Source organism: Tautonia marina (genome assembly GCF_009177065.1).
Taxonomy (GTDB): Bacteria; Planctomycetota; Planctomycetia; order Isosphaerales; family Isosphaeraceae; genus Tautonia; species Tautonia marina.
Window position 1 is genome coordinate 47,230 of sequence record NZ_WEZF01000029.1, and the last position, 25,110, is coordinate 72,339.

General features: G+C 64.5%; 18 protein-coding genes. 9 read left to right on the forward strand and 9 right to left on the reverse strand.

Annotated elements, in window-relative coordinates:
* The 4 genes from GA615_RS25085 to GA615_RS25100 form a co-directional block, all read right to left on the reverse strand.
* Window positions 1–2,127 (reverse strand): TolC family protein, encoded by a 2,127-nt coding sequence (locus GA615_RS25085; protein ID WP_161602553.1) that lies wholly within the window; start codon window positions 2,125–2,127, stop codon window positions 1–3.
* Between the two features lie 41 nt (window positions 2,128–2,168).
* On the reverse strand, window positions 2,169–3,917 hold the full coding sequence (locus GA615_RS25090) for an HlyD family secretion protein (RefSeq protein WP_152054092.1): 1,749 nt from the start codon (window positions 3,915–3,917) through the stop codon (window positions 2,169–2,171).
* Complete coding sequence (locus tag GA615_RS25095) at window positions 3,902–6,175, reverse strand: peptidase domain-containing ABC transporter (RefSeq protein WP_201750311.1); 2,274 nt, start codon at window positions 6,173–6,175, stop codon at window positions 3,902–3,904. The genes GA615_RS25090 and GA615_RS25095 overlap by 16 nt, the downstream gene beginning before the upstream one ends.
* An 85-nt stretch (window positions 6,176–6,260) precedes the next feature.
* Window positions 6,261–6,590: an HPF/RaiA family ribosome-associated protein gene (locus GA615_RS25100; protein ID WP_161602554.1), complete on the reverse strand. Its 330-nt coding sequence runs from the start codon at window positions 6,588–6,590 to the stop codon at window positions 6,261–6,263.
* 198 nt (window positions 6,591–6,788) lie between these two features.
* Between GA615_RS25100 and nhaR the strand changes: the two genes are divergently transcribed.
* On the forward strand, window positions 6,789–7,718 hold the full coding sequence (nhaR, locus tag GA615_RS25105; RefSeq protein WP_152054094.1) for a transcriptional activator NhaR: 930 nt from the start codon (window positions 6,789–6,791) through the stop codon (window positions 7,716–7,718).
* Between the two features lie 75 nt (window positions 7,719–7,793).
* On the opposite strand, the gene GA615_RS25110 is transcribed toward nhaR, so the two are convergent.
* Window positions 7,794–9,386, reverse strand: coding sequence for a thioredoxin domain-containing protein (locus tag GA615_RS25110; protein WP_161602555.1), 1,593 nt, complete (start codon window positions 9,384–9,386; stop codon window positions 7,794–7,796).
* A 1,103-nt stretch (window positions 9,387–10,489) separates the two neighbouring features.
* Between GA615_RS25110 and GA615_RS25115 the strand changes: the two genes are divergently transcribed.
* Both GA615_RS25115 and GA615_RS25120 read left to right on the forward strand, forming a co-directional pair.
* On the forward strand, window positions 10,490–11,350 hold the full coding sequence (locus tag GA615_RS25115; protein ID WP_152054096.1) for a hypothetical protein: 861 nt from the start codon (window positions 10,490–10,492) through the stop codon (window positions 11,348–11,350).
* On the forward strand, window positions 11,319–11,555 hold the full coding sequence (locus tag GA615_RS25120) for a hypothetical protein (protein ID WP_152054097.1): 237 nt from the start codon (window positions 11,319–11,321) through the stop codon (window positions 11,553–11,555). The genes GA615_RS25115 and GA615_RS25120 overlap by 32 nt, the downstream gene beginning before the upstream one ends.
* Before the next feature lie 494 nt (window positions 11,556–12,049).
* On the opposite strand, the gene GA615_RS25125 is transcribed toward GA615_RS25120, so the two are convergent.
* A complete protein-coding gene (locus GA615_RS25125) occupies window positions 12,050–13,039 on the reverse strand; it encodes an alpha/beta hydrolase family esterase (protein WP_161602556.1) in 990 nt (329 codons plus the stop codon).
* Window positions 13,040–13,496: 457 nt separating this feature from the next.
* Here GA615_RS25125 and GA615_RS25130 point away from each other — a divergent pair, with 457 nt between their 5' ends.
* Window positions 13,497–14,267, forward strand: coding sequence for a Rad52/Rad22 family DNA repair protein (locus GA615_RS25130; protein ID WP_152054099.1), 771 nt, complete (start codon window positions 13,497–13,499; stop codon window positions 14,265–14,267).
* A gap of 175 nt (window positions 14,268–14,442) precedes the next feature.
* Here the strand turns inward: GA615_RS25130 and GA615_RS25135 are convergent, their stop codons facing one another.
* Complete coding sequence (locus GA615_RS25135) at window positions 14,443–14,937, reverse strand: acetolactate synthase (RefSeq protein WP_152054100.1); 495 nt, start codon at window positions 14,935–14,937, stop codon at window positions 14,443–14,445.
* Between the two features lie 464 nt (window positions 14,938–15,401).
* On the opposite strand from GA615_RS25135, the gene GA615_RS25140 reads away from it, so the two are divergent.
* The 4 genes from GA615_RS25140 (at window position 15,402) to GA615_RS25155 (ending at window position 20,236) form a co-directional block, all read left to right on the forward strand.
* Window positions 15,402–16,727, forward strand: coding sequence for a hypothetical protein (locus GA615_RS25140; protein WP_152054101.1), 1,326 nt, complete (start codon window positions 15,402–15,404; stop codon window positions 16,725–16,727).
* A gap of 281 nt (window positions 16,728–17,008) precedes the next feature.
* Window positions 17,009–17,278, forward strand: coding sequence for an acylphosphatase (locus GA615_RS25145; protein ID WP_152054102.1), 270 nt, complete (start codon window positions 17,009–17,011; stop codon window positions 17,276–17,278).
* 133 nt (window positions 17,279–17,411) lie between these two features.
* Window positions 17,412–18,233, forward strand: coding sequence for an ABC transporter permease subunit (locus tag GA615_RS25150; RefSeq protein ID WP_152054103.1), 822 nt, complete (start codon window positions 17,412–17,414; stop codon window positions 18,231–18,233).
* Window positions 18,234–18,337: 104 nt separating this feature from the next.
* Complete coding sequence (locus tag GA615_RS25155) at window positions 18,338–20,236, forward strand: ABC transporter ATP-binding protein (protein WP_152054104.1); 1,899 nt, start codon at window positions 18,338–18,340, stop codon at window positions 20,234–20,236.
* A 110-nt stretch (window positions 20,237–20,346) separates the two neighbouring features.
* On the opposite strand, the gene GA615_RS25160 is transcribed toward GA615_RS25155, so the two are convergent.
* Together GA615_RS25160 and GA615_RS25165 are read right to left on the reverse strand one after the other, a co-directional pair.
* Window positions 20,347–21,075 (reverse strand): SDR family oxidoreductase, encoded by a 729-nt coding sequence (locus GA615_RS25160; RefSeq protein ID WP_235905674.1) that lies wholly within the window; start codon window positions 21,073–21,075, stop codon window positions 20,347–20,349.
* Between the two features lie 208 nt (window positions 21,076–21,283).
* Window positions 21,284–23,182 (reverse strand): S8 family peptidase, encoded by a 1,899-nt coding sequence (locus tag GA615_RS25165; RefSeq protein WP_161602557.1) that lies wholly within the window; start codon window positions 23,180–23,182, stop codon window positions 21,284–21,286.
* A 1,084-nt stretch (window positions 23,183–24,266) separates the two neighbouring features.
* On the opposite strand from GA615_RS25165, the gene kdsB reads away from it, so the two are divergent.
* A complete protein-coding gene (kdsB, locus tag GA615_RS25170; protein WP_152054106.1) occupies window positions 24,267–25,082 on the forward strand; it encodes a 3-deoxy-manno-octulosonate cytidylyltransferase in 816 nt (271 codons plus the stop codon).
* The last annotated feature ends 28 nt before the right edge of the window (window positions 25,083–25,110 follow it).

Genomic DNA, 25,110 nt, shown 5'->3' on the forward strand with positions numbered 1-25,110 from the left:
TCAAGGAATCGGATCAGGGGCAGGATTCGGTTCAGGGTCACGAAGGGCGTCGGGAAGCTGCGGAGGTTGCCCCGGGGCCGCCGGATTGGGGGCCGCGGGCGGGTTCGGTTCACCTGCGTCGGGTGGGACCATCTCCCCTTCCTCTCGCAGGAACTCGGGAGGCGCGGGAATCGGGTCGGCACCGAGCGCGGCGTTGGGGATCGAGGGGGGCTCGGGGGCCGAATCGACTTCCGGAAGGATCGTCGGCGGAGCGACCATCGCCACCTCAGGGGTCACGGCGTCGAGGCCCACGGCGGCTCGGTAATCGGCCAGAGCCGAGAAGTACCGCCCTTCGGCCAAGACGCGATTCACCTGAGCATCGAGGACCTGCTGTTGCAGGATCACGAAAAACAAGAGCGGCGACGTGGCCATGATCTCCAGGCGGGTCCGCTCCGCCTCGGCCAGTTGTCGGGTGACGATCTCGACGTTTCGCAGATATTGCAGCGATTCGTACGCCGCGCGGAGGTTGGCCGCTTCTCGCAAAACATCGTTCTGGATCGTGTCTCGGGCAAACTGCGTTCGGGCCGAGATTTGCCGCATCTCCGCCTCGGCCGATCGCACACGACCCCGGGCCATCCGGCGCTGGAGAGGAACCTCGAAGAACATCGAGGCTTCCAGGATGAACGGCCGGAAGTCTCCTCGGAGCGAGACCTGTCGATCACCCACATTCTGCTCCGTGAACACATAGAAGTTGAGCGACGGGAGCATCAGGTTTCGTGCCAGATCGCGGTCGATCCGGGCTCGGTCGTACTGGAGCAAGAGATCGAAGACCTCCGGCCGCAGATTTAGGGCCACGGCAACGTCTTGCTCGACCTGCGAGGCATCGGGCGGTTGAGCGTCGGGGAAGGCCAGCGGGATATTCTCCGCGGCGGGAATGGAGGGCAGCCCACGCTCGTCTCGAAGGTAAAACGACAGCGTGATGGACGCCTGCTCGAAGTTGCGCCTTGCGTCCACGAGTTGTTGCTGTCTCCGGATCAGGACGTTCTGAAACGCGATCACGTCGATCTGAGACACCCGGCCGATCTCTGGCCTGGCCTGTTCCATCAACGTGGCCATTTGCGTCTGAGAGATCTTCAGGAGGTTCTGATTGATCGCGTAAACCTGACCGGCCGCCACCCAGGTCCAGTAGGCTTTCGCCGCGTCTCGGAGCAGGGTGATCCGCTCTCGAAGGATGCTCGGTTCCACCCGTCGCCGTTCGATCTCCGCCTGAAAGAGTCGGGCTCGCCGCGAGTCGAGGCGAAGGTTTTGCAACAGCGGTTGTTCAAACCCAGAGACGAAGGCACCACCGCCCAGCGTGTTGAGGTAGTTGTAATAGGTCGGGTAATCGCCGTAGGCCAGGCGGTAGCCGGTGAACGCCTTGCCGCCGGAATTCATGATCGGCTGTGTCAGGAAGACGCTATGCACCGCCCGATCATAATAACCGAGGGGATAGTTGCGCGAGTCGGCGTTGATCGCCAGGTCGAACGCTCCCATCGACGACTGCACCGAGCCATCGGCCTTGTTCCGGTTCTCCAAGACCGCCAGGAACGGCGGATAGAGACGCTCGGAGGACACGCGGACCTCCTGAAGCATCAACGGAGGCCCCGGCGGTTGGTTGTCGATGCGAGGGGCTCCCCGAGGAATTTCTGCCGAGCCGACTTCAAGCCGATCGACCTCGGGTAAGGTGAACGGCTCGTCGGAAGGGGGAGCCTCGCCCGGGGCTTCATCTCCTCTCCCGAACAGCCCGGGAAGGAGCAGCAGGTTTTGATCCTGCGACCCCAAGGCCGGGGGAGACGGGGCCTGCATTCCCGGGAACAGGCCCGGAAGAAAGGCTCCTCCGGGAGCGACACCGGGCATGAAGGGGACGAACGTTCCCTGCTGACCGGGGCGGAACAACGTTTCTCCCATCGCCTGAGGCGGCCCGCTCATCGGGTTCGAGAGCATGGTCGGCGGCAAGGGCTGACCGAAGGGAGAAATGCCCATTGCCTGTGGGGGGCCAGGCGTCTGGTCGGGCTGAAGGGAAAAGGGAAGTTGCGATCCAGGCGAACCGACTGGTCCCTGGAACCCTGGATAGTCTTGCGCGATCGCGGCCGGGACGATCGAGATCATTCCGGCCGCGATCCTGACGAAGAGCCTCCGCATCCTGCGGGTCATTTCGGCCTCTTCACCTTGGGTTTGTCGTCCTTTGCCCCTCCGCCGTCCTTGGCGGAAGGCTCCTGATCGGCCACAACCGGAGCAAACCCGTTGAGCCGCCGCCAGATCTCGAAGCCGAGCGGGACCTCTCGCAAGAGCACCCAACCATTGGCCCGAGCCCCCTGACGCAAGTACTCGCGAGACGGCCAGGGGCTTTGAACCCTCGCCAGCCCATCCCGCTCATCTTGAATCGGCTCGTCAGGCAGGAATTCGCCACTCATCCCGCTGATCGTCAAACGTCCTTCGCTCGGATCGTCCGGATTGACCTCCACCGCCGAGACCGTTGCGGTCGCTCCCGACTCAAGGCCCGTCACCGTGCTGCCGACCGAAAAGCCCGTTTGGTTCAGGTCGTAGACATTGATTTCCGGACCCGACAGATCCGGGACCGCCAGGACGCGGAACCTGCCCTTCAACGACTCACTGGCGTCGACCAGAGCCACCTTCGCCGGGAAGGTGCCGACCGCGACCGACGGCCAGCCCATGAACTGCAAGGCGGGCCACCCTTCAAATTGCAACCGGACCGGATCGCCTGCGTGGACCAGCGGAACATCGCGGCCGGGCAAGTAAATCTCGGCGGCCAGCCGAGGGGTATCGGGAATGATAATCGCCAGCGGGTCGCCATCCTTGACCTGGGCACCGGCTCCGACGTTCGTCAAGATACGCAGGACCGTCCCCGGTTGAGAGGTGACCACCTTGGTCCCCTGTTCCTGCTGGCGAATCTTCACCAGCATTTCCTGAACCTTGTTCTCGTAGTTCTGCACCTCGACCTGGGCGTTCTGAATGTCGCTTCGGGCCTTCTCAACCTCGGCTTCCGCCTTGGCTTCCACGGCGTTTCGCTTCGCCTGGTAACCTTCGAGCGCCTGCTTGGCCTGTTCCAGGAGCGCTTCGGCCTGCCTGAGCTTCTGTTCGGTGGTCCGATAGGTTTGCTCGGCGACAATGACCGCCTGGCCTGCCTCCAGGCCGCGCTCATAGAGGGCGCGCACCTGCTCGTACTTCCACTTGTAGCCCTTCAGGTCCGTTTCGGTTTCGGCGACTTTTTGCCTGGACTCATTGATCTTCTCCTCGGCGCCATCGATCATCGCCTCGGCTTCAAAGATCGACTGTTCCTTCTCGGCCTGTTTTTGAACCAGGGCGGCTTCGTACGTCGAGACTTTCTGCTTGGCGAAGGCAAGCTGCTGAACGGCCAGTTCTTTCTGCTGTTCCAGGGTTTCGATGTACTGCGGGTCGATGTTCTCGACCCGGGCGATGATCTGACCCTCCTCGACCCGATCCCCTTCGTTGACGTAGAACTCGACGACCCGTCCGTAAATCGGCGAAAAGACCTGATATTCCCGGTCAAGCGGGTGGAAGGCGGTCACCTGGCCGTCGCCATAGACCGACTGACGCCAGGGCACCCAGATCATCACGAACGGCAAGACGACGCAGACGAGGATCACCCCCAGCCCGACCCTGCGCGCGGTTTTCGGCGTGCCGACCTGATGCAGGGCGGGCATCCGCGAGCCGGCGTCGAACGCTCTGGCAGGCAGGCCCGGTCGAGGACGGATCGCCGGCAAGCCGCTCGCGGGTCGGCGCATCGGTGGGCGTCGGGTCGGGAGCTCGGCCGGGAGCATCGTCGCTTCCGTCGCCAGCAGGCCCCCGTCGAGGGTTCGGGTGGCCGTTGCTCGGGTGGCGCCGGCCGTCTCCTGGGGTCTTAGCTCAGACGACATAGCTGCGTCTCCTTCAACCAGTCTTCGAGGTCTCGACGCTGACCGCCGGCCATCTCAAGGGTGTGTTCAACGTGTCCGTCGGCCAGAATGACCGCCCGGTCGCAGTTCGTGACCACTTCCTGCCCGTGCGAGACGATCAAGAGGGTCCAGGGGGCGCTTCGGTCGAACAGGGTTTCCACCACCTTTCGGCGGGCATCGAGGTCGATGCTGTCCAGCCCCTCGTCGATGACCAGCAATCGGGGGTCTCCGGCAATCGCCCGAGCGAGCATGACCCGACGCGACTGACCGAGCGAGAGCGGCGCGCCCGTGCTCGAAAGAATCGTGTGCAAACCGTCTGGAAGGTCCATCACTTCTTCCAGCAACCGCACCGCGTCAAGCGCCCGGCGGACATCACTGAGCGAGAGCCAGAGCCGACCGACCCGGACATTTTCGAGCACCGTGTCCTCGATGATCTCCAGCCCTTTGACCATCGCCACCTCGGCCCTGAGTGATTCGAGCCGGAGGTCTCGGGTGTTCGTTCCGTCCAGCTCGATCGCGCCATGCGTCGGGGAGCGGAGGCCGTAAATCAGGTCGAGCAAGGTACTTTTGCCGGAGCCGCTCGGCCCGATAATCGCCAGGCGCTCGCCGGGTTTGACCTCCAGATCCATGTTGTGCAGGACCGAGTGGTGACCCTCGTACGAATACGACAGATGACGGAGGACCAAATGCGCCCCCTGCTCCGGAATCTCTCGCTGGGGTTCCCCGTCGTGCCGTTCCAACGGCAGATCGACCAGAACGCCCAGCTTATCCATGGCTGCCATCAAGTCGTACCAGGCTTCCAGGTGCTTGCCCAGCTTGCTAAACGAAAGCAAGACGGTGGCGATAATCAGTTCCGCCGCCACTAGCTGCCCGAGGGTTAATTGTTGCTGAATCACCAGGTAGCCGCCCAGGCCCAGCAAGGCCGAGCTGGCAATCGCTTGCAGGCTCAGGGCGAAGATGACCTGACGCATCACGATCGCAAAGTGCCGACGACGGGCCGACAAATACCGCCGGGTGGCCGCATCGGCCCGATCCATCGCAAAGTCGGCGCCACCATCCACCTTGAACGTCAGAGGGGTCCGGGCGATTTCTTCCAGGCCGCCGGCCACCTCGTACTTGGACACCGACTCCTGAATGCTCGTCCGGATCGCCCCGCGGCCGAGCAGAAAGATCATGCCGGTCATGGCAATGAGCAAGATCAGATCGAACCCGAGCAGGAACGGATGGTAGAAGGCCAGAACGATCAGGCCGATCCCCGCGCCCAGCACCACTGAGATGCCGTCGAGCATCAGCAGGGCCGCGACCTTCTGGACCGTCAACACATCGAAGAAGCGGTTGACCAGTTCCGGTCCGTGGTTGCGGTCGTAGGCATCGATCCGGACCCGAGGCAACCGATACGCCAGGTCGGCCGTGACCCGGGCGAAAATCCGACGCTGCATGATCTCGACCATGTAGGTCTGCAAGGCTCGCAGCATCGCCGCCAGCCCCAGGCAGGCCAGCAAGATCAGGGTCAGGACGATCAGTTGCTGCAGGAGCAGGTTGAGCGCCACGGTCGTCACGACCGCCTCGACCGCCAGCGGAGACGCCAGCGACAGAATGCCAACCCCCACCGCGTAGGCGACGATCACCCAGAGGTCCCGCTTCGCCTCGATCCGCAACAGACCGATCAGACGACGAACCGGTGAAATCTCCTGACCATGTCCGTGTCCGTGTCCCCCGCCATGCCCGTGTCCCCCGCCATGTCCGTGTCCGTGACCGTGAGCGTACATCTCATCGGCGTCGGGATCACGCAGGGGGTGACATGGAGCGAGAGGCAAGACCATCACCCACGAGACGACCGCCTTCGGGTCGCTGAGCTTCAGGCGCTGAGCCAGTTGCTTCTCAGAGAGGACCGGACCCGTTCCGCCCCGCTCGGGAGCGGCAAGCCGTGCTTTCTTCCCCTTCCGTCCGACCAGGGTGACCCACGATCCCAGTTCGCCGTTCTGGCCGGGGACGAAGGTCACGACCGGCATGTCCGGCCGAGCCGAGGCGATCGCTTCCCGAATTGTCCACTGTGAGGGTGTAATGCGCAGGCCGAAATGCTTGCCCATCATCGAGAGGCGAGCCAGCCAGGCCTGGTCGGGGGACCCCGGAAATTCCCGTTCCGACTGGTAAAACAGTTGCCGGCCCAGGACCGGGTCATATTCCAGGCCCGCAGCCTCGGTACAGGCGTCGAGCACGTCGTCGGTCGCCCAGCTCATCGTCGTCTCCCGCTCTGGTTGGCTTCCGACGCGGCCGACCCGGTGTCGACGGCCTTCGGTCTGATTCGCGATCGACAGTGATTGGTCATGCCTTGGTCACTCCGAGTCCCTCGCGAACCTCGTGTTGACGCTCGACCTCCCGGACTAACGCGCGACCGGCCCGTTCGATGGCCCGAGACACGGCTTCGAACGGCTCGTCGCCACTATCCTCCACTTTGACCAGGCCGTCGGGAAGCGACAACGTTACACCGCATCGGACCCCCGGCACCGCCGAATCGGCCGCGTCGGACAGGCGCACCGTTACCCGCTCGACCTTCGGACTAAACCGCCCGATCGCCGATCCCACCCGACGTTCAACATGCGATCGCAACGCCGGGTCGACCGCGATCCCCAATCCCTGCACCAGCACTCTCATGGCGCCTCTCGTGACGCTCGGGTTCGATAACGGGGTGATAACCCGCATTGTTCAATCCTGACGTATTGTGGGACTCCACAATCCAAACGACAAGAGAAACTTTCGAGAACGATTCATCGAAATTTTCGATGGATCGTCGATTGGTTTGGTCGAAGAATCCTCTGTGATTCATCGGGTTCTTCGTTTAATCTGGGATCAATGGAAACGCTCAACTACCACCATCTGTTCTACTTCTGGATGGTCGCCCGTGAGGGCAGCATCGCCGCGGCCTGTGAACAGCTTGACGTTTCCCAGCCGACGATCAGTGCTCAGATTCGTGCTCTTGAGCGCTCGCTGGGCCTCAGTTTGTTCACCCGGGAAGGGCGGGGCCTCGTCCTCACCGACGCCGGTCGCGTGGCTTATCGCTACGCCGACGAGATCTTCTCGCTCGGTCGGGAGTTGCGCGACACGATCTCCGGGCGACCGGCTGGCCACCCCTTGCGGCTCGCCGTGGGGGTCATCGACGCCATGACCAAGCTCGTCGTTGCTCGACTGCTTGAACCGGCCTTGCGACTGGAGGAGCCGGTCCGGATCATCTGCTCCGAGGGGTCGGTCGAGGAACTGATCGGCGACCTGGCCCGTCACCGGCTCGATGTCGTTCTGTCTGATGTTCCCCTGGCGCCCGGGGCGGCGGTCCGTGCCTACAACCACCAGCTCGGTGAGAGTGACGTGGCCATCTTCGGCCCCCCTGGGCTCGCAGACGAACTGACCGCGGGCTTTCCCCAATCCCTCGACGGGGCTCCCATGCTCCTACCGGCCGAGCACACCGCCGTCCGCCGATCCCTCGAACACTGGTTCGAGTCGCAGGATCTCCGACCGCGGATCGTCGGCGAGTTCGAGGACAGCGCCTTGATGAAAGCCTTCGGCCATTCCGGCTTTGGCCTTTTTCCCGCCCCGGCCATCATCGCCCGGGAAGTCTGCAATCAGTACGGTGTCCAGCTCGTGGGGCAGATCGAATCGGTGCGCGAACAGTTCTACGCCATCTCGATCGATCGCCGCCTAAAACATCCGGCAGTCGTGGCCATCTCCGAAGCCGCTCGGCGCCAGTTTCTCTCCACGCCAACGGCCGACCCACCAGCCGCGGAGTGAGTGTCTCCGCGGCTGGTGGGTCGGCCGATCATACCCAGCGAGGGAACTTGTCGAGGCCAGGCGCGACGGTCCGGATCATCGACCCCGGCTGCCGATGGTCGACCAGCCGCTTCGCGAGGAGGCTCGCCGCGAATCGGTCTTCGATCCCGACGGATTCGAGGCTGCCTCGCCACTCGATGCAGGCCGATTGGACTGCCGAGCCGTCCCGGAGCCGCTTGAGGCGACCTGCCCGCTCGACGAACTGCCCGGAATGACCGGCGTCCAGGCCGATCGGCCCGGACGCTCAGCGCGTCCCGTGGCCAGCTCGGGCTTCACGGCGGGACGAGGTCGGGCCTCTCGGGCCGGTTCGAGGGACTCCTCCGGCAACTGGATGCCGAGGAATTCGGGCCGAGGCACGACGATCGGATCGACGTTCAGCATTCGGTCGTTCCGCCCTGAGTTCGCACTCGCAACGGCCTCGTCTTCTCCGCCGTTTTGCAAGCGGTACGTGTAATCCTGTTGCGAATCCTGGCGATTCCCTGACTCGTTCGCGTTGTCGGCCAGATAGAGCTGAGGACCGCGAGGTGCTCGGTATTCGTACAGATGAGACATGTTGTTGCGGTCGAGAATCGCGTAGATCGAGTTCGGCGAGGCATACAGTCCCCGCCCGACCGACGGATCAAACGCGAAGTTGCAGACGCCGGCCACATAGCCGTCTTCGGTGAACAGGCCGCCGCCCGATCGCCCTTGCTTCGGCGAGTGCTGGCACTCGATCGCCTCGTAATTCCGCTTGCCCGGCACCTGATACCGCGACGTCGGGGCAAAGATGACCGTGTTCCAGGCAGTCGCGTCCTCGCCGTGCGAGCAACCGACCGTGTACATGCTCATCCGAGCCTTCGCCTGCCAGTGCTGCGGCACGACGCGGGCCGACGGCACGACCGCTCCTGGACGAATCCGAACCAGGGCCACATCCCGGTCGAAGTCGTAGTCAATCACCTCTCCCGGCATCGGTTTGCCCAGCGGGCGAACGGTCTGCCCTCCTGGACCACCCAGCTTGCCGTCAAACAGCTCCACGAGGACTGGCAGATTGAACTGATCGGGCCTCGGCTGACGCCCTTTCACGGTGAAGATGTGCGCGCAGGTGAGGATAATCGACTCCTCCGGCGAACTTTCGATCACCGTTCCCGAGCCGAATCCGAGCGATCCGCGGTCCTTGACCGTGATCCGCACGACCGTGGCCCACGGATCGGGGTTCGATCGCGAGGAACCGGCCGAGGCGTTCGACACGTTCCGAACCGGAGGATTGGTCTCCCCCCGAACCGGAGTCGGACGCGCGGCGTCTCGGTAGAGGTCGGCGAGTTCTCGCGTTTCGACCAGTCCTTCGCGTCGCGACAGTTCGCGACCCTCGGCATCGACGATCACAAAGGTCGGAACGCCTTCAATCCCGTACCGCTCGACCAGTTCGGGGTGCTCATCGACATCAATGGATTGAACGGGATAACGATTCTTGACCAGTGTCTCGACCCGAGGGCGCATCTGCTTGCAGGGTGGGCACCAGTCGGCATGAAAATCGAGAATCACCGGTCCTCGGGCACTTTGGGCCGATCCGCCGGAAACGGCGGAGGCCGAGGGGCCGGGGCCGGGAACGATCGCAAGCACCAAGGTCAGCAGCAAGGGGGCGGTGGTCATGCCGCGAGGACTCCTTCTTCCCGGGCAGCAATCCACCTCAGTCTTCTCGGAAGCCATCCTTGGCCGCCTTCGTGGGGCGGGGTCAGGATCGATCCGGATCGAAGGGGCAGATCGGCCGCGATTGTTCCCTCGCCGTCGGGCAAGCGGCCCGACGCGGGGGGCACCGACCTGACGGGCCGGCGCCGGGAAACCACCGAGTGCGAGGACGTGAGACGAGAGGCGATCGCATCCACAACCCGTTCCCTCGCGTCGATCTGCTCCCGAGCCACTCGGGCCCGGACGATCAACCGGGGGGCGGGTTCGACCACGGCAAGGGCCGTGGTGCGATGCGCCGAGGAAAGAGGGGATAATTCGAGAGGGGGTGCGGCATGCCGGATGGAGAATCCGGCCCTTCCTTGGACGAGCCCCAGGTCACTGACCCCGCAGCCCAACCTCATGTCGGGCTTCGGCGCCGCCGGGTCAAAACCCCTGCGCGCTCGATCTCCCCGTGATTGCCCTGCGAAGGACGGCCGGGGAAGCAATCGAGAAACTCGCGAGGGCTCATTCACGGCTGGCGGGCCTCTTTCTACTCGGAGCGGGCACGAAGGACCAGATCAGTTATCGGCCCAGGCGTCGGCTTTCTGGACGATTTCTCGAAAAAGAATCTCCGCCGGGCCGCCGGTTGTACGGTTCTTGCCGCCGATGCCGAACGTGTCGGAACCAAATCGCTCGGAAGGTCGTCTGAACAGTGTGGCCGGTTTGCCGCCGCGCGGTTGGTCGGGTAGAGTTGGCTCAGTCCGGCTGGACGGACAGCGATTTCGGCTCTCTCGGCCCTAACCGCGTCGAGCATCGTTTTTTTGTCTCTGGCGCTGCGGCCGATTGCGGAAGTCGTCTCCTCCGGGCGACTTGCGAGTCGGGAATTTCGGCGCTAGAATGCATCACCTAACGTGTTTTGCTCTGCGTCGATCCGATTCCGGGTCGCTCGCCGCTCCGGTCGAGTTCACCTCCACCCACTCCACGGTCTAGCCCCCTTCCAACGCCCCGCCGAGATGATTTTTTTCGAGGCGAGACGTCCGAGGCCCGGGCGGCCGACCGTCTGACTCCGATCGCAACGGGATGGGACCATGACGTTCGTCGGGAAAATCCTCGTCATCGTGATCCTGGCCTTCGCCCTGTTCTTCCTCGCGTTGTCGACGGTGGTCTTCACCGCCTCGACGAACTGGCGGACAGCGCACCAGGCGGTGACCGAGAAACGAAACCAACTGCAGCAAGAGCTGACGACCGCCCAGAACGATCTGGCGGCTCAGAAGACCTCCTACGAAAAGGAAATCGCCGATCGTGATGCTCGGATCGCCACCCTGGATGCTCAGAGCACCTCGCTGAGCAACCAGATCGACACCCTGCAGACCGACATCACGAGCCTCCGCACTTCGGTTGAGGAGGCGCAGCGAACCACGCAGACCCAGGTTCAGCTCGCCCAGGCCACCACGGCTGAAGCCCAACAGCTTCGCGAGCAGTTCCAGGCCGCTCAGAAGGTCGCCAACGACTATGCGGCCCGTCAGACCGAGCTGGACGAGCAGATTTTCTTGCTCGAACGCCAGCTCGATACCGCCACTCAGAACAATGAAGACCTGCGCAATGCCCTGGCCGATTACCAGAACTATCTGGAATCGCGTGGTCTTCCCGCCGATCCCGAACAGGTCCGCCTGGCGGCTCAGGGCACCCTGGTTTCCCCCGACATCGAGGGCCGGGTGCTTCGCGTCGCCAACGACTACCTGGAAATCTCGCTCGGGTCGGACGATGGGGTGAAGACGGGTCAGGAATACTTCGTGTTCCGAACCGGCGATTCTCCCCAGTACATCGGAAAGATTCGGATCACGCTGACCGAGGCCGACAAGGCCGTCGGCCGCCTGGTCTTCTCCAACTTGGGCCGCAAGGTGATGGAGGGTGACAGTGTCGCAGGCAAGATCCAGCCGCGGAGCTAAGGGGGGAGGTCGGTCTCGGGGCTCGCGCTCCCAGGCCGTCGCCACTCCTCGCGGAGGACGAGGCGTTTACGTCCAGCAGGCCCGCAGCGATATCTTCGTCGTTCTGCTCGGCGTGGCCCTCGGCTCCTTGATCATCGGGTGCCTTTTCCTGGCCCTCAAGCTCAACCAGTACGAGTTCAGCGTCGGTGGTCCTGGCGGATTCTGAGTGTTCCTCCCCCGACCAGCCAACCTCGTTTTCGGCAACAGGGCCGGCTCCTTCCACTGAGTGAGGGAGTCGGCCTTGTTCTGTTGCTGGAACTCAGGCAAGCAACCGCTTCGCTCACAGCGACGACACCGGAGCCGACGGGCCTCGGAGTCCGATCGACCTCGGCTCCGGGGAGAGGGCTTCGCAATCGTTCCCTCTCTCCTGTCCTCACACCCACTCCCCTGGCGGGTCCGAGCGTGGCCGAAAGCCGCCTGCGAGAATCTTCCGCCAGGGTCCACCGCAACGGTCACGCGAAAACCCGGTTCACGCTCTCCGAAGCTCGACGATCCTTGATGATCGTTGGGACGCCAGCGCCACCACTCGATCCGGATTGCGTCATCCAGAAATCCATCCGTCTTCGAGCGTGACAAAAAGAAAAAGGCAGGTGCCAGGCACCTGCCTTGATCGGGCTCGTTCGAGAACACTACCACGGTCAACGGAATCGGTTGGAACTGTTACTGGCCACCGAGTTCAGGCCCGTACGGTACGCCCGGCTTGGGCGGGCAGCGTTCGAAGAACGACATGACGGCCTCACTTCCGTCGAAGTCCTGGCTGGTCTTCCCAACCATTTCGACGTGATAGTTCGACGGCTTCCCCGGCCAGTTGTGGCCGGCCCCTTCGATTCGGTAGATCTCGACGAGCGCCCCGTTCTCGCCCGGCGGGTAGGCATAAACGCGGGTCGTTGTCCCATCGTCTTCCGGGCGATCAGGCAGACGCTCGACGCACGGTTCACCGGAAATTCCGTTGGCTTCCAGGTAGGCGGCAATGGTCTCGTCGGCCGGAGCGACCCGTCCTCGGTCCTGCGGCAGCAAGCCGGCGATCGGTCCCCCCTGCACGGGCATCAAGGGGTCATCCTCGCCGATAATCGCCATTAACGAGACCGGTTGCGGGGGATCAAAGCGGTTGGCGACCACGTCGGTCATCGCTCCGGAAACCGGCGCCACGCCCGCCACCACGTCCGAGGCATCGGCCGCGAGTCGATGGCAGAACATCGCTCCGCTGGAAATTCCGGTCGCGAACACCCGAGAGGCATCAATCAGCCCCTCGGCCGCCAGTTTTTCCACGATCGTCCGAACCATCGCCACGTCATCGAAGCGGCGATCCATGTCCGGGTTCAAGCCGTTCCGAGACGAGAACGAGGCCAGCCCTCGGCTCCGGACGATCGGAGCCCCAGGGTCGTAGTTCCAGTTCCTTCCCTCACCCTTCGGGTAGATCACGACAAAACCGCGATCCTCGGCCAGCGGGTCGAGTTTCGCGTAATTCTGAATGGTGTCCGGGGTGCCACCTTCGCCATGGAAGACGAAGAGCGCCGGAGCAGGACGCGACCACTCCGAGGGAACGTAGAGGCGGAAGGATCGTTCCTCCTCCCCCACCGTCACCTCCCGGTCCACTGCCGAACCGGGCACGAACCCCTTCGGAGCGTCCGACCAAATCGGTGCCAGCATCACGGAAGCAACAAACGTCCAGATCAAGGTTCGATTCCTCTGGTTGTGTCAATCTCAGGTGTGTGTTCGGGCGATGCCCAATGCTCACCCCTCTTGCTTTAGCATCGCTCGCAAGCCGAGGCGGTGAGACGGACCGATCGCGACCGATTTCCGATGCTCTCGTTACATTCACACTTTTCGCGCCAATCCGATCGTTTAGAGTCCGTTTCGATTTCGCAATACTGAACCTATTGACACCATGTCGCCCCAGTGGTATCGTTTGTACACCTGGACGTGAAACGGGGCGACTCTGCCCGATAGGTCCAGGAGCCGGATCAAGGTTCGGGGCGATCGCATGCCCTGGCGTCCGGCGATGCACCCGGTGGTTCTTCTCAGCGAGGGCGGCGTTCGGCCTGATCCCTGAACGACTTACGATTCCAGGGCCGAATCGTCCGATCCTCCGGGGGGCGAGACATCCATGACTCAGTATCCTGACCTGTTCGCGGCCCTCGCCGCGCCTTTTGCGTCGCACGAAGTGAAGGTCCGTCCCCAGGCGGGCCGTCAGCTCCATTACATCACCGCTCGAACGGCCATGAACCGCCTCGACAGTGTTCTGGGGCCAGAAAACTGGTGGGACTCCTATCAACCCTCCGAGCATTCGGTGCTTTGCACCCTCACGATCCGGCTTCCGGACGGCTCGACCCTCTCGAAGTCCGACGCCGGCGGCTACGCCGGCATGTCGGACCAGGGGGACGACGACAAGAGCGGCTACAGCGACGCCTTCAAACGCGCCGCCGTGAAGTTTGGCGTGGCCCGCTACCTCTACCGCGACGGCGTCCCCGAGTTTGTTCGGGAACGTGTGGCAGCCTCGGCCCCGGCCGTCGCCGTGGCGGCGGCGGAGGGCTCGGCTCCGGCTCCTTCGACTCGGGAAGGATCGGCTCCCGAGCCCCGATCGGAGCGTGATCGAGAGCGATCGTCTCGATCGGAACATGGCGCCTCGGGCGGCATCGTCGGCACTCCTCCTCGGAGCGGCCGGGCCCTGTTCGCCTGGGTCAAGGATCAGGAGCAGCGGCACGAGGTCGGCCTGCTCCCCTATCTGAACAAATGGGGCAAGCTCCAGGATTATCCCGGTCGCATGATCGACTGGGACGCCGAGCAGGTGGCCAACGCCTATCAGGAAGCCATCCGCAAGATCCAGGCGAGCGTGCCCGACCGTAATGAGGCCCTTGAGGAGGCGCTGGCCAACTGACCGTTCGGATCAAACGGGACGATCGCCTGTTCGGAGCCAGCCGATCACGCCATTGCCCCGCCGAACAGTCCGAGCCCCTCAAAGGCCGTCTTCGCCCCCCGGCCGCTTCATGGCGACCGCGGGGGCGTTTTGGTTTCGAAACCGGATGCAATGCTCCTTCCAGCGGCCCGAGCGATCAGGTCCGCAGGTCGGCCTCGCAAATGACCTCGAATCCGGTGTCACGCAAGATCTGGCCGGCCAGCTCCACATTGTCGATATGCATCGCCACGGCGGCTCGACCGTGGGGGTGAACGATCAAGGGGTAGGCGTAGTGGATATTCACCTCCCCCTGAAGCAAGGCGGTGCAAATGTCTCCCAGCGTCCGGGAGCCTGCGGTCAACTCGGCCACGAGCAGCTCGTTTTCGGCAAACGGCAGCTCAGACTTTTGCAGGATCTCTCGGCCTTGCTCGCTATGGCTAAGCATGATTCGCACGATGCAGCAATCGGCCGAATCGGCGATCGAGAGCCCGGCAATCCGGACCTTTGTCCCGGTGAACGATCGCACCAGTTCCAGCAATTGCCCGACACGATTCTCCAGAAACACGGAGAATTGCGTGATGGTCGGCCACGAGTAGCCTTCCAGGGTCTCGAACCCCAGTCCGCTCTCGCCTCCTCCTTCGCCCAGACTCATGGCGTCTCCCTGCTCATCCCTGGAGCCGATGCGACGCAGCCGATCCCTTTGGGAGAGAAGTTCCCGGAGCGGCTCGGGCTCGAATCCGAATCGATGTGACTCACCCGAACCGGTGATCGTTTCAAATGTTAATGAGCAACCGGTTCCCGGTCAATCATCCTCTCTGTTCCCCACCTTCGGAACCCTCGGGCCTTCCCTTCCCGGGCACCTCGGCGATTTGGGGAAAGCCCGGCCCCTCTGGTTGCCGATGGGAAGATGACACAAGCGGATTGAATCTCTCGGGGGCCGTGGGCGTCCCTGGAGAGAATGGGGCTCTGCGCCGGTTGGACCGGCGCCGCCAGTGGTGATCGGAGCCTCTGTTCCTGTTTCAAGTTCCCCAACCGCACGTCCCGGGGCGATCCGGAATCGACCGGCTCGAACCCGCAACGGCCGGGCGGCCCGCTCCCCTCCGAGAGGTGGTATTCATGTACTGGCGACTGCGTGACCTGGTCCGGGCCGGGGCGGCCGCGGGCCTGCTCTTCGCGATGGCCGGCCCGATGCTCCGGGCCCAGGAGCCGACCGAGCCCCTGCCCGGTGCCTCGATGCTGGGCGAAACCATCGACATTCTCCGCGCCCAGCGGACCGGTGCCCTTGAGGTCGAGGCCCGAGGCGCGGGGAACGACCGGGTCGAGCTGCGACTCCGCAACACGTCCAACCGACGGCTCCACGTCGTCTTGCCTCCGGGGCTGGTGGCCTCGGCGGCGGCCGGCCAGTTCCAGAGCATGGGCCTGGGCACGCCGACCAATCAGCCCGAAGCCTTCGGCCGGTTCGAGTCCCTGGCCCCGGCCAATCTGCCCGGCTTCCGGTCGATCGCCGTCAGCAGCTCCTCGGCCGGCGAGGCGGTTACGGTTCCTGCCGGTCAGGAAGTCTCCGTCGGTCTGCCGGCGGTCTGCCTCAACTACGGCCTGCCCGATCCGAAGCCCTCGAACCGCTTCGAGCTGATGGACGTGTCCGAGTACACCCCCGACCCCCGCGTGCAGAAGGCCCTGCGGTCGCTGGCGACCCTCGGCACCGGCCGTCGGGTGGCTCAGGTCGTCATGTGGCACGCCTGCAACGGCCTCTCCGTGCCTCAGGTCGCCCGGCTCGCTCCCAAGCTCGCCAACAAGTGGGAACTCGCTCTGGCCGGTCGCTTCATCGAAGCGCTCGACGCCTCGACCGCCGGTGATCTTGTCGATCCGGCCTACCTGACCGCCAACCGCGTCTTCGTCCGGGTTCAAGGCGAAGGCGACCTGGCCGACGACGCCGCTCGCCTGGCCGACTCGCTCGACGGCTCGACCCTCTTCGGCCTGCCCGTTCAGACCGTCCGGGGCTCCGAGAACCCGGTTGCCTCCGGTCCTGCCCTCTCGCTGGTCATCACCCTCGTCGGCTCGTCCGACAGCCAGACGGCCGGCCGCGTCGCCGTGCATGGCCTCGGGCTCGATCAGGAATGGGTCCACGGCGGATCGGCCAAGCTGGCGATCGACGTCCCCGCGACCTCGCTCGACGGCGCGATTCTCGTCTCGGCCGTCGATCGTGCCGTCGCCGGTCAGTTCGTTAAGGTCCGCCGCGTCGGATCGAGCGACGGTCTCACCCGGCTCCGCGTCGAAAACGGCCTGCCGCTGACTGTCGCCTCCTTGATCCTCGACGCCTCCCCTGAGGGTGGCGCGTATGTTCCCTTCGAGGCCGTCGGCATCAGCCCGCTCCGCTCCGTCGAGCTGACCGTCCCCGCCGCCGGGGCCCGCATCGAGTCGCTCGAATTCAACGGCCTTTGATCGGTACCGTTGACCTTCGAGCCCTCGCGTCAGCGGGACCGGAGCACCATGATTCCCGTTTGAGAATCCGCTGACCGAACGTTTGCGAGAGGGCCGAGCCCTCCGCGCCGGATCGCCCTCGACGCGAGCCCGGCCCGGGGGCGCTCGGCCCTCTTGGCCATTCCAGGCGTCTGCGAATTGATCCCGGATGGCACGCGCTGTTAAGCTAGGAAACTTGCCGGTCGATCCGTGATCGTCGACTTCCCGGTGTCGGGAAGTGACCGAGGAAAGCATCAGGACTCATGATCCGTCGTCGCGTCTTCTACGAGGGCCGCGTGCAAGGGGTCGGCTTCCGGGCCACCACCTGCCGGATTGCGGCCAACCATGCTGTCGGCGGCACGGTTCGGAACCTCGATGACGGGCGCGTTGAGCTGGTGGTCGAGGGGCCGGAACCCGAGGTCGAGGCGCTGCTTACGGCGATTCGATCCGCAATGGGCCGCTTTCTCCGAGACGAGCGGATCGAAATCCTTCCTCCCGGCGAACCTTTCCCTGACTTTCGCGTAGCATACTGAAACGGACCCGATTCGTGCCCGATCAGGGTGCGCGATCGGGGCCTTGATGATGCGGATTCGCCGCCTTCATCCGACATCTGTCCACGGTCCTCATTCTTTTTTCACTCAAACGACGCGAGCCGAGCCCCCTCCCATGAAGACGTTGACCATCGCGCGGGCGACCGCCACCCAGGCGATCCGCCAGCCGGCCTTCATCGTGTTGCTGGCCTTCGCCTCGATGATCCTCGTCACCTCGGTGTTCCTGCCGTACTTCACGTTCGGCGAGGACATCAAGATGTACAAGGACACCGGCCTGACCGCGATCACCTTCTTCGCCCTGCTGCTGGCCCTGCTCACCTCCAGCTCGGCCGTGGCCGAGGAGATCGAGGGCAAGACGGCCGTCACCCTGCTCTCGAAGCCGGTCAACCGCCGGCAGTTCATCCTCGGGAAGTACCTGGGGATTCAGCTTGCCGTACTGGCCCTGTTCCTGATCCTGGGCGCTTTGTTCGCCGGAGGGGTCTGGTACAAGTACGTCTACGACCTCCGCGAAGGGGCCGGCGGCACGGTCGATTCGGCCGTCCGGGCCAAGCAGGTCTTGCAGGTCTTGCCCGGCCTGGTGCTCGGGTTCTTTGAGGTGACGATCATCACCGCCATCAGCGTGGCCATCTCGACCCGCTTGCCGATGCTCGTCAATCTGGTCGTCTGCATCTCGATCTTCTTCCTCGGCCGCATGACCGAGGTCCTGGTTCGCCAGGCCGACGCCATCCAGGCCAACGAGCTGGTCAAGTTCATGGCGCAACTGTTCCAGTGGGCCTTGCCCTTCCTGGAATTCTTCAATGCCGGTCCGGCCATTTCGACCGGTGTGATCATTCCCTGGGTTGGCTATGTCCTTCCCGCCTTGATCTACTGCGTGTTGTATAGTGGAGCGGCGCTGCTGTTCGCGTTCCTGCTGTTTGAGACCCGCGACGTGGCGTGACGCCCGCCCCGCACCCGACCAGGGCTGCCCGGTTCGCGGGCTCCCTGGATCGGTGACGATCCCGGGGCACAGTCGCCGCGCCCCGGGCGAGGGGTCAGAATGCCATGAACTGGGGTGATTATCACCGCCTTCGAGAAGTCGCTAGGATCGAGGGCTCCCGTCGCGGAATCATTCACGCGGCCGGTATTGTCCAGGCGTTCCTGCTCCTGGCCTTGCTGTTCCTGCTGGGAATGGCCCTGACGGTCATTGTCGTCGATCCCTCGAAGTCGGTCGCGACGTTCCGGGGAGCCGAGGGAATCACCCTCGCCCGCATTCCCCTGACCCCCCCCACCGAGGCGATTGATCCCTCCTCCGAGCTGGCTCCTTCGGTCCTGCAAGCTCGGAAAATCGCCGCCCAGGCCATGCTCTCGCTCATCCTCGCGGCCGGCCTGGTCGTGCTCGTCCTCATGACGTTGCTCGATGCGATCCGGCGATGGGCGCTCTCTCGCCTTTCGGCACGCTTCGCCGCCGGGCTTCGCCGCCAAATTCACCGGCAAATGTACCGCTTCGGCCAGTCCTCCCTGCCGACCGAGGGCATGGGCCCGACCATCGAACTGTTCTCGCAACAGGTCGATGACCTCCGCGACGGCTTCCGCGTCGGGCTCGATCAGCGTTGGCGACTGCCCGTCACCCTCGCCGGCCTGACCCTGCTCGGCCTGGCGGTCGGGGGCTGGCTGACCTTGTTCCTCATCATCCTCGTGACCCTGCTGGCGTTCCTCGTTTCGTCGATGATCCGGCGCAACGCCGAGGTGGCGGAAACCGCCGAACGCAACGCCTCGATGAAGATGTCGCTGCTCCAGGAAGACCTCGGCCAGATCCGAACGGTCCGGGTCTTCAGCATCGAATCGGTCGATAATCGTCGCTTCGACGCGCACCTGGAAGACCTCCGCGAGGCCGATGCCACCCGCCTCCGATTCGATCGCGAATTCGGGCCCGGAATGACCGTCTTGCTGGGCATTTCCGGCACCCTCGCCCTGGGCATGATCGGCTTCCTGGTGATCGCCGGCCGCCTGGAAATTCCCGCGGCAATTCTGCTTCTGGTGATCTTTGCCCTGATGGTCCGGTGCTTCACCAGCATCAACCGCATGAACCAGGATCGTCGTCGAGCGGCCCGAGCGGCCACCTCGGTCGTCTCGTTCCTCGATCGCCGTCCTGAGATTCTCCAGATTCCCAACGCGAAGTTCCTCTCGCCGGTGCGAGAACGAATCGTCCTGGAGAATGTCACCGTCGAAGGCCCGACCGGCCGGCGCCTGCTCGAAGGCGTCTCGCTCGAACTGCCCGCCGGTTCCAAGACCGCCATCATGGGACGTGACGAGGACAGCAAGCAGGCCCTCGTTTGCCTGCTCCCTCGTCTGCTCGACCCCCGCACGGGCCGGGTCCGAATGGATGGGATCGACCTCCGCGAGGTCACGCTCGAATCCCTCCGGGCTCAGGTCGCCACCGTCTTCCAGTCCGACCTGATCTTCAGCGATACGATTGCCTTCAACATTGGCCTGGGAGACCCCAGCTACGACCTCCCTCGCCTGATCGAGGCCGCCAAGCAGAGCCACGCCCACCACATCATCCAGGACCTTCCCGAAGGCTACGACACCTTCGTCGGCCCGATGGGCCACTACCTCCGGATCGACGAGCAATACCGGATCGCCCTGGCCCGCGCCTGGCTGTTCGACCCCTCGATCCTCATCATCGAGGAACCCACTTTCCCGATCGAAGACTCGATCAAACCTCTCATCGACGACGCGATCGCCCGCCTCTGCCGCGGCCGTACCGTCGTCTTCCTCGCCCATCGCCTCTCGACCCTCCGGGCCTGCGATCGCGTGGTCGTCCTTCACAACGGCCGGATCGAAGCCCTTGGCACTGCCAAGGAACTCCAGGCGACCAGCAAGCTCTACCGCCACCTCCAGTACGTCGAGTTCAATCAGTTCGCCGCCGGCGGTATCGAAGCCGGGCAGATGCAGGGCTGATCCTCTTGTCGCGATGAGACGAGCGCCATGCCCACGAAGCCGTGGGCATGGCGAGTACTTCGGTCATCGACGTTCGCAATTCCTGATGCGACCAGCGTGGCGCCCATTCCTCAGGCGAACTGATCCACCGTCGGCTTGATGATCAGCTCCGGCACATGCGCTCTCGGATGCAGCTCCGCCAGGAATCGGACCGCGCGGGCCACGTCATCCGGCTGAAGGATCTGGGCCCGACGCTCCGCCCCCACCGGCACCGGCCGGCGATCGAGAATCGGCGTCTCGACCTCTCCGGGGTGGATCGCCGTCGATCGGATACCGTGCTTCCCCTCCTCCTGAGCGATGCACCAGGCCAGCGCGTTCTGCCCGAACTTCGAGGCCGAGTACGCCGTGCCGCCCAGCACACTCGCGCGAATTCCGGAGATCGAACAGATCTGAATAATCAATCCGCGTCGATGACGTCGCATCGACGGTAACACGAAGTGAACCAGGTTGTAGGCCCCGGTCAGATTCGTGGCGATCAGGCGATCCCAGTCTTCCGGGTCGAGCACTTCGAGTGATCGGTTCGGAATGTTGATCCCGGCATTGCAGACCAGGATGTCGATGCCGCCGAAGTCGTCGAGCACCCGCTCAACCATTCCGGCCACCGACGACCGATCGGCCACGTCGCACGGTTCGATCCGGCAGGCCGAGCCCGCCTCGCCGAGTCCTTTCTGCACGGCCTCCAGCTTGGCTCGGTCTCGGCCGACGAGCGCGACCCGAAGCCCGGCCCGCGCCAGGTCCTCGGCAATCGCCTGCCCCATGCCGCTCCCGGCTCCGGTAATCAATGCGGTGCGATGTTCCACGGTTTGATCCTCGTTCTCAAAGGGTGTCCATTTGGAGATGCCTTGTGACCTGAGACGGATCGGTCGCGGCGGTGCTGCCCCGGGCAACAGCGATCGCGATCGCCTCGACGCCGCAAGCAAAAACACAAAGGGCCTTCCCCGACCGCTCGGGTCGGGGAAGGCCCCGTGTGGTCATGGGTTCGGATTCTAACCGGCGCGGACCGCCGACTCAAACCGACGCCGATCGAATCGTCAGCGGACGGCTCCGAGCCTCGGGAAGGGTAACCGGTCGGAGGGCTTCCATCCGATTCGCTCGAACGCTGGCCCGGGTCGAGGCCCGTTGCGATCGCAGGATCTGGGCCCGGCTCCACACCGGGGGCACCTCCGGTCGCGTTACGTTCCAGGCCCGCACGCCCAGCGTGGCCGAGCCCGAGGCGAACAGCGCCGCAAACCGCTGTGCGGCCTCGCTTGTCACCCCTCGATCCACGACCGGTCGATTCGGCTCGATCCCCCCCGAGAACGGATTGTCGTCGTCGGCGTCCGAACCCGATCCCAGCAGGTCCTCGATCGCCTCATCCGTCACCACCGAGGGCACGGCCGGAGCCGGAGTCGGAGTCTCGGGACGATCAGCCGGCGCGTTGGGAGCGACGGGCAAGGAGGGCGAGGAGGCCGGTGGGGTGACGGGCGACGACGGTGGCGGCGTCAGCGGCGCCGGGGTCGGAGTCGGGGCCGGAGCCGGTGTTGAATCGACCGGCACCTGGGAAGGAGGAACGGGCGTCACCGGCCTGGGCTTGGGCGATCCCTCGTTGCCCGAGGGCGATTCTGAGCCGTTGCTGGGCGATCCGTTGTTGCTGGGCGATTGCGTCGGCGGCTTGGCCGACGGAGCCTCGTTGCTCGGGGTGTCGGAACCTCCTGACTGGGCCGGCGGCTCCGCCACCGGCGTGGAAGGGCGGTTGGTCGATCCCCCCGGGGTCGCGGGCTTCGGTGCCGGTGGCGGGTCGTTCTGAACTGGCGGCCGTGCGGTTCCCCCCTGCCCTGGTTTCGAAACGTTCGGCGAGGGAACCATCGCGGCGGCGGCGGTGATGTCGAGCCGGCCGATCGTGAACCCGGTGGCCGGGTCTCGCATCGTCTTGGCCGAGTCTCGGAGCCATCCTTCGATTTGATCAACGGTCGGCAAGGTGCCGAACCGCTTCAGGTGCAGCTCCTGCAACAGGAGAACCGAACCGGTGACCAGCGGGGCCGCGAAGCTCGTTCCATCCAGCGGGGCGAAGCCGCTGTTCCACGGACCCATCACATCCCGTCCCGGCGCGGCCAGGTCGGTGGCAAATTTCCCGCCCGCCTCTCGGCCGAGCCGCTGGGCGTCGGACGCGAGGCCGTTGGCTCCGTCGCTGCCGGTCACGCTGATCGTATTCTCAACGATCGCCGTGAACCCCATCCCTTGCTGCCCCGAGAAGCTGTTCCCCGCCGCCGTGACGACCGGAATCCGCAGCTCCTCAAGCTGGTCGATCAGATTCATGATCCGCCGAACAACCGGGCTGGCAAACAGGGTCGGCGCCGACAGGTAATTTTTTCCGTCGGAGATCGACAGGTTCACAACCGTGATGTTGTGTTCCTTGTGATGATCGATCACCCATTGAAGCGAATCGGCGATGCCGTCGAAGCTCCCCCGTCCGTCGTCGCCGAAGACGCGAAGGGCGGCGATGTCCGCTTCAGGAGCCACACCGGGGGCCGACGGATCGCGCGACGCGATGATCCCGGCCACAGCCGTCCCGTGCGAGCCGTTGGTTTCTCTCGGGTCGGTATCGCCGGCCCCGAAATCATGTCCCGCCACCACCACCTTGCCCGACCCAAACCCGCCACCGAAGGCCGAGTGGTCGTAGTTGACCCCCGTATCAATGACGGCCGCGGTCAACCCCGCGCCGGTCACTCCGTACAGGGCTCGGGTGGCCGAGGCCCCGATCAGCACATCGTTCGAGGTCAGTTTGGCCGAAGAGGTGTCCGGTGCCGCGTTGGTTTTCGCGGGAATCGGTTCGAGGCCGTTGATCGGGTTCGCCACGCTGAGCAGGCATCGAGCCTCAACGGCCTCGACACCAGGGCGAAGGTTCCGGCGGGAGCGGTTGCCAGTCATGAATCGAAACTCTCGGACGGCCGCGACGGACCGACCAGGCAGATCAGGACGGAAACTCCCATTCACCATCCCTCACGCGGGGCGAAGCGTGAGCGATTGCGAAGGTCAACGCCTGTTGCTGGGGCGTTTCCGTCCATTCCGGTCTGATCGGCGAGACTCAGAAGAAGCGATGCCGTGCGCCGTGACCCTCTCGAAGGGAACGCTTGGGTCTTGCACACGGCGGTCGATGGCGAAGTCTCGCATCCTGCGGCACGACCGGATCGACCGATCCAATCGTGGGGAAGCCCGGCCCGTCCTGAGCCTTGCCCGGCCTTGCCGGTCGTGATTCCACGATCGGAAAGACGTGTCGTCATGAGCATGAACCAGGCCATTCGCCTCGGGTTCAAAAGCTCCGACGATCCCTCGCTGCTCCTACCGATCGGCCGTCGTCGTCGTCAGCCTTCATTCCCAAAACCAAAAAGGGACGACGCCCCTCGTCCCGACTGATCCGACCGCCTTAGCCCGCACACCCCGCACGCCGGTTGCCGCCCCTCAACCCGCTTCGCCCCCGAAATCCGACCCGCGTTTTCTGAGTCTCTTTCAGCCGACCGTCGCCCCTCGGTCCGCCTCTCCGTCTCCAGGCTTAGGTATCGTCTTGCACCTGATTGAAAGATTGGCCAACCCCGGATTGTAAACAGGTTGGTGGGTGATTCATCCGGAAGAATCCGTCCCCCTTCGCTCGTCGGATCGTTCGTCGTTCCGGATGCTCACATTTTGTGGTTTTTGTCTTCCCTGAGATGTCCATCGTCGTACGATTGGCTCAAGAGTCCCTCCTCGCCCCGCTGGCTCTCCTCCGTTTTGCGCTGCCGAAACGCCGGACTCCCCCTCCGATTGCTCGACTCTTCAAGCGGTTTCCCTCTGGTCAACGCCTTCCCGAATTCGGCTCCGCAGGAAAGGGCCGCGGTCACTCAAGCCGACCTTGACGTGTCCGGCCCCTCCGCGATACGCTCCCCGCTCATCGGGGAGGATCCCCGATCCGTGCGATCGATTGATCGATCAATCGGTTCGGTTCTGTCCGTCCGCCACGGAAAGGCGAGGTGACGCGATGGCTCGCGATGGTTCCCGACCGGATCGCGTGACGACCATCTCCGGTTCTGGGTCTGGATCGGTGGTGGCAATCGTCCCCGCTCGCTTCGCGTCGAGCCGGTTGCCCGGCAAGCCCTTGCTGGCCGAGACCGGCCGCCCCTTGATTCAGCATGTCGTTGAGGCCGCCTCCCGAGCCCGACGCATCGACCGCGTGATCGTCGCCACCGATGACGTCCGCATTCTCGATACCGTCCAGCGCTTCGGCGGCGAGGCCGTCCTCACGCGAGACGACCACCCCAGCGGCACCGATCGCGTGGCCGAGGTCGCCGCCCAGCTCCCCCACGCCCGGATCATCGTCAATCTGCAAGGGGATGAGCCCGAGATCGAGCCCGAAGCCCTCGACCGCGTCGTCGATCTGCTCGACCAGGCCCCTCATCTGCCGATGGCCACCCTTTGCACGCCGATCCGAGACCGAGACACCTACCTCGACCCCGCCTGCGTCAAGGTTGTCCTCGCCGCCGACGGCCGCGCGCTCTATTTCTCTCGACGCCCGATCCCTTGCCACCGAGACGGCGAGCCCGACCCGAGCGTCACTCCCCTGGCCTACCTCCACCTCGGCCTTTACGCCTACCGCCGCGAGTTCCTCCTGAGGCTCTCGCAGCTTCCCCCGTCCTCGCTCGAACAGGCCGAGCGGCTTGAGCAGCTCCGGGTCCTCGAACTCGGCGAATCGATCGCCGTCGGGGTCGTTCCTGCCGCCACGGCCGGCATCGACACCCCCGAAGACTACCGGCGATTCCTCGATCGCTGGCGATCGCAAGAAGGCCGCGCCGCCTGATCCGGGCCTTTTGGTATCATCAGAGTCA

Coding starts and splice junctions, on each gene's coding strand:
- GA615_RS25165 (WP_161602557.1), bottom strand. CDS start 23,182: ATGACTGGCAACCGCTCCCGCCGGAACCTTCGCCCTGGTGTCGAGGCC.
- GA615_RS25140 (WP_152054101.1), top strand. CDS start 15,402: ATGTACTGGCGACTGCGTGACCTGGTCCGGGCCGGGGCGGCCGCGGGC.
- GA615_RS25115 (WP_152054096.1), top strand. CDS start 10,490: ATGACGTTCGTCGGGAAAATCCTCGTCATCGTGATCCTGGCCTTCGCC.
- GA615_RS25135 (WP_152054100.1), bottom strand. CDS start 14,937: ATGAGTCTGGGCGAAGGAGGAGGCGAGAGCGGACTGGGGTTCGAGACC.
- GA615_RS25085 (WP_161602553.1), bottom strand. CDS start 2,127: ATGATCTCGATCGTCCCGGCCGCGATCGCGCAAGACTATCCAGGGTTC.
- GA615_RS25100 (WP_161602554.1), bottom strand. CDS start 6,590: ATGAGAGTGCTGGTGCAGGGATTGGGGATCGCGGTCGACCCGGCGTTG.
- GA615_RS25125 (WP_161602556.1), bottom strand. CDS start 13,039: ATGCTGGCACCGATTTGGTCGGACGCTCCGAAGGGGTTCGTGCCCGGT.
- GA615_RS25110 (WP_161602555.1), bottom strand. CDS start 9,386: ATGACCACCGCCCCCTTGCTGCTGACCTTGGTGCTTGCGATCGTTCCC.
- GA615_RS25155 (WP_152054104.1), top strand. CDS start 18,338: ATGAACTGGGGTGATTATCACCGCCTTCGAGAAGTCGCTAGGATCGAG.
- GA615_RS25145 (WP_152054102.1), top strand. CDS start 17,009: ATGATCCGTCGTCGCGTCTTCTACGAGGGCCGCGTGCAAGGGGTCGGC.
- kdsB (WP_152054106.1), top strand. CDS start 24,267: ATGGCTCGCGATGGTTCCCGACCGGATCGCGTGACGACCATCTCCGGT.
- GA615_RS25090 (WP_152054092.1), bottom strand. CDS start 3,917: ATGTCGTCTGAGCTAAGACCCCAGGAGACGGCCGGCGCCACCCGAGCA.
- GA615_RS25130 (WP_152054099.1), top strand. CDS start 13,497: ATGACTCAGTATCCTGACCTGTTCGCGGCCCTCGCCGCGCCTTTTGCG.
- nhaR (WP_152054094.1), top strand. CDS start 6,789: ATGGAAACGCTCAACTACCACCATCTGTTCTACTTCTGGATGGTCGCC.
- GA615_RS25150 (WP_152054103.1), top strand. CDS start 17,412: ATGAAGACGTTGACCATCGCGCGGGCGACCGCCACCCAGGCGATCCGC.
- GA615_RS25095 (WP_201750311.1), bottom strand. CDS start 6,175: ATGAGCTGGGCGACCGACGACGTGCTCGACGCCTGTACCGAGGCTGCG.